The organism is Azospirillum sp. B4, from assembly GCF_000333275.1.
In the GTDB taxonomy this organism is placed as follows: Bacteria; Pseudomonadota; Alphaproteobacteria; order Azospirillales; family Azospirillaceae; genus Nitrospirillum.
The window spans coordinates 1-4,559 of the sequence record NZ_BACU01000312.1 but is presented as its reverse complement, the minus strand read 5'-3'; the positions used below and the strand labels follow the sequence as shown (position 1 = coordinate 4,559).

3 protein-coding genes and 1 pseudogene are annotated in these 4,559 nt (G+C 66.5%); all 4 read left to right on the top strand.

Annotated features, from left to right (window positions below):
- A partial coding sequence (gene miaA, locus I55_RS13970; RefSeq protein WP_044561197.1) for a tRNA (adenosine(37)-N6)-dimethylallyltransferase MiaA occupies window positions 1-830 on the top strand: 830 nt, incomplete at its 5' end.
- A gap of 131 nt (window positions 831-961) precedes the next feature.
- Window positions 962-2,737, top strand: coding sequence for an acetolactate synthase 3 large subunit (locus I55_RS13965; protein ID WP_044561196.1), 1,776 nt, complete (start codon window positions 962-964; stop codon window positions 2,735-2,737).
- A 56-nt stretch (window positions 2,738-2,793) separates the two neighbouring features.
- Window positions 2,794-3,324 (top strand): acetolactate synthase small subunit, encoded by a 531-nt coding sequence (gene ilvN, locus I55_RS13960; RefSeq protein ID WP_044561195.1) that lies wholly within the window; start codon window positions 2,794-2,796, stop codon window positions 3,322-3,324.
- A gap of 97 nt (window positions 3,325-3,421) precedes the next feature.
- A pseudogene (gene ilvC / locus I55_RS13955) lies at window positions 3,422-4,440 on the top strand (ketol-acid reductoisomerase).
- Window positions 4,441-4,559 lie beyond the last annotated feature (119 nt).

The following is a 4,559-nucleotide window of genomic DNA, read 5'->3' as shown; positions in this document are numbered from 1 at the left end:
ACCAGGGCCTCGCCTTGCTGACCGCCCAGCCGAGCCCGGACGATCTGGCGCGGGCACCCCACCGCCTGTACGGCATCGTTCCGCCCACCGCCCGCATGTCGGCGGCCCACTGGCGCGACCTGCNGCTGGCGGAGGTGCGGGCGCCCGAACGGCCCATCCTGGTGGGCGGCACCGGCCTCTACCTGCGCACGCTGATGAGCGGCATCGCCGACATCCCCGCCATCGACGAGGCGGTGCGGGAGGAGGCCAAGGCCCTGCACGCTAGGCTTGGCGGCCTGGCCTTCCACCAGGATTTGGCGGCCAAGGATCCCGAGGGCGCGGCCAAGCTGGCGCCCGGCGACACCCAGCGCCTGGTGCGGGCGTGGGAGGTGGTGGTGGGCACCGGCCGCACCCTGGGGGAGTGGCAGCGCGCGGCCACGGCCACGGCGCCGGCCGACTTGGCCTTCCACACCCTGGTGGTCGACCCGCCACGCGACCGCCTGTACGCCAACGGCGACGCGCGCTTCATTGCGATGATGGGGCAGGGCGCGCTAGACGAGGTGCGGGCCCTTCTGGATCTGGGGCTTGATCCCAACCTGCCGGCCATGAAGGCCCTGGGCGTGCCGGAACTGGCCGGGTATCTCGCGGGCACCTGCGCGTTGGAGGAGGCGGTGGCTTTGGCGCAGCGCCACACGCGCAATTACGCCAAGCGGCAGACCACCTGGTTCCGGCATCAAATGCCGGATTCTCGTCGGGTTGATCCCGGTTTCAGTCAGACGCATACCGGTTATGAGAAATTAATCGAAAGTCTTCTGGGTGAAATCTTTGCGATAATTCGCAAAACCGATTGACCATAGGTACGGTTCCGTCTAGGGTCCCGATCCGCCCAGTCTTCGCGTCTGCGAAGGGGGGCTATTGGTATCCCCAGCCGGGCCCGATGCGCGGGTCTGGCGGGACGACTAGAAACCAGGATTTTTGGGAAATGAGTGCTGCCACGAACGAGACCAGTCTGACCGGTGCCGACATCGTCCTGAAGGCGTTGCGGGACCAGGGCGTAGAGGTCATTTTCGGCTATCCGGGCGGTGCGGTACTTCCCATCTACGACGCGCTTTTCCAGCAGAACGACATCCGTCACATCCTGGTGCGGCATGAGCAGGCGGCGCTGCACGCGGCCGAGGGCTACGCCCGGTCCACGGGCAAGGTTGGTGTCGTGCTGGTCACCAGTGGCCCTGGCGCCACCAACGCCGTCACCGGCCTGGCCGACGCGCTGATGGACAGCATCCCGATCGTCTGCCTGTCGGGCCAGGTCGCCACCCACCTGATCGGCAACGACGCCTTCCAGGAATGCGACACCACGGGCATCACCCGTCCCTGCACCAAGCACAACTACCTGGTGAAGGACGTCAACAACCTGGCGCGCACCCTGCACGAGGCCTTTTACGTGGCCAAGAACGGCCGCCCTGGTCCCGTCGTCATCGACATCCCCAAGGACGTGCAGTTCGCGGAAGGGACCTACCGCTCCCCGGCTGACAGCATGCCCAAGAGCTATCGCCCGCAGGTGAAGCCGGACCTGAACCGGGTGGAAGAGGCCATCGACCTGCTGGCCAAGGCCAAGCGGCCCATCTTCTATGTCGGTGGCGGTGTCATCAACGCCGGGCCGGTGGCCAGCCAGTTGCTGACTCAGTTCGTGCGCATGACGGGTTATCCCTGCACCACGACCCTGATGGGCCTGGGCGCCTTCCCGGCGTCGGACCGGCAGTGGCTGGGCATGCTGGGCATGCACGGCACGTACGAGGCCAACCTGGCCATGCACGGCTGCGACGTCATGGTCTGCATCGGCGCCCGCTTCGACGATCGCGTCACCGGCAAGGTTTCCGAATTCGCACCCAATTCGGTCAAGATCCACGTCGACATCGACCCGTCCAGCATCAACAAGAACGTGCGGGTGGACGTGCCCATCGTGGGTGACGCCGCCCACGTGCTGGAAGACATGATCCGCATCTGGAAGGCGCGCGGCAAGCAGCCGGACAAGGCGGCCCTGGCGACCTGGTGGGAGCAGATCGAGTTCTGGCGGGCGCGCGATTGCCTGCGGTATGAGAAGACCACCAAGGTGATCAAGCCGCAGTTCGCGCTGGAGCGTCTGCGCGCCGCCATCTCCGGCCGCGATGACGTCTACATCACGACCGAGGTCGGCCAGCACCAGATGTGGGCCGCCCAGTTCATGCCCTTCGACAAGCCCAACCACTGGATGACCTCCGGCGGGCTGGGCACCATGGGCTACGGCTTGCCGGCCGCGATCGGCGCCCAGGTGGCCCACCCCGACGCGCTGTGCATCGACATCGCGGGCGAGGCCAGCATCCAGATGAACATCCAGGAGATGTCGACCGCCCTGCAGTACCGCCTGCCGGTCAAGGTCTTCATCCTCAACAACCAGTACATGGGCATGGTCCGCCAGTGGCAGGAACTGCTGCACGGTGGCCGCTACTCGGAAAGCTATTCCGAGGCGCTGCCCGACTTCGTGAAGCTGGCCGACGCCTTCGGTGGCGTGGGGTTGCGCGCGACAGAGGTCAGCCAGGTGGACGACGTCATCGCCGAGATGATCAAGGTCAAGCGGCCGGTCATCGTCGACATGTGCGTGGACCAGAAGGAAAACTGCTTCCCCATGATCCCCGGCGGCCGCGCCCACAACGAGATGCTGCTGGGCCCGGACGAGAAGGTGGAGAACGCGACGCCGGAAGACGGCATGGTGCTGGTATGAGCGCCATCGCCCCGTCCCCCCGCCGCCAACACCACCCCGCCTGACCGGAGCCCATCGTGACCGTCCGTCCCGTCCCTTCCGCCACCCCGGCCATCGAACGCCACACCATCTCCATCCTGGTGGACAACGAACCAGGCGTGCTCGCCCGCGTCATCGGCCTGTTCTCCGGCCGCGGCTACAACATTGAAAGCCTGACGGTGGCGGAGGTCGACCGCGACGCCACCCTGTCGCGCATCACCATCGTCACCAGTGGCACGCCCATGATCATCGAGCAGATCAAGGCGCAGCTGGGCCGCCTGGTGCCGGTGCACCGGGTGCACGACCTGACGATGGAGGGCCCCTTCGTCGAGCGCGAGACGGCGCTGGTCAAGGTGGCCGGCACGGGCGAGAAGCGGGTGGAAGCCCTGCGCCTGGCCGACGTGTTCAAGGCGCGGGTGGTGGACGCCACCATCACCAGCTTCGTCTTCGAGATCACGGGCCAGGGGGAGGAGCTGGACCGCTTCATCGGCCTGATGGCCGAACTGGGCCTGGTGGGCGTGTCGCGCACCGGTGTGGTGGCCATGTCCCGTGGCCCCGGCGGCATCTGATCTTTTTTTCCAAACCGCTTTCCCCCCGGGAAGGCGACAATCCATGAGAGCGCGCCCCCAAGGGTTGGCGGGCGCAACCAACAAAAGGCTGAGACCCATGCGCGTTTATTATGATCGTGACGCCGACGTTAACCTGATCAAGGGCAAGAAGGTCGCCCTCATCGTTTACGGCAGCCAGGGGCACGCCCATGCCCAGACCTTGCGCGACAGCGGGGTGAAGGACATCGTGGTGGCGCTGCGCGCCGGTTCGGCCACGACCAAGAAGGCNGAAGCNGCCGCTTCAAGGTGGTCACCCCGCCCGAAGCCGCCGCCTGAGCCGACGTCGTCATGATCCTGACCCCGGACGAGCTGCAGGCCGACCTGTACCGCGACGAGCTGGCCGCCAACNTGCGCCAGGGTGCCGCCATCGCCTTCGCCCACGGGCTGAACGTGCACTTCCGCCTGATCGAGCCGCGCCCGGACCTGGACGTGTTCATGATCGCGCCCAAGGGCCCCGGCCACACCGTGCGCGGCGAATACCAGAAGGGCGGCGGCGTCCCCTGCCTGGTGGCCGTGCACCAGAACGCCTCGGGCAACGCCTTGGAAGTGGCGCTGTCCTACGCCTCCGCCGTGGGCGGCGGCCGCTCAGGCATCATCGAGACCACCTTCAAGGAAGAGTGCGAGACCGACCTGTTCGGTGAGCAGGCCGTGCTCTGCGGCGGCCTGACCAAGCTGATCCAGGCCGGCTTCGAGACCCTGGTCGAGGCGGGTTACGCGCCGGAGATGGCCTATTTCGAGTGCCTGCACGAGGTGAAGCTGATCGTGGACCTGATCTACGAGGGCGGCATCGCCAACATGCGCTACTCCATCTCCAACACCGCCGAGTATGGCGACTACGTCACCGGCCCGCGCATCGTCACCTCCGAGACCAAGGCCGAGATGAAGCGCGTTCTGGACGACATCCAGTCCGGCCGCTTCACCCGCGACTGGATGCTGGAGAACAAGGCCGGCCTGCCCAGCTTCAAGGCCACCCGCCGCCGTGAGGCCGAGCACCCGATCGAGGACGTGGGCGGCAAGCTGCGCGCCATGATGCCCTGGATCGCCAGCAACAAGCTGGTGGACAAGAGCCGCAACTAAGCGGCTTCTCGTTCCGCGAAATGGAAAAGGCCGGCACCATGGGTGCCGGCCTTTTTCTTTCGCGGGTGCGGCATGTTTGGGGGTGGTCGTATCGGGATGGCCTGCTTGCGGCAACAATC

What these genes read in the sequence shown, in the direction of transcription:
- I55_RS13965 (WP_044561196.1), top strand. Translation starts at nt 962, where the DNA reads ATGAGTGCTGCCACGAACGAGACCAGTCTGACCGGTGCCGACATCGTC.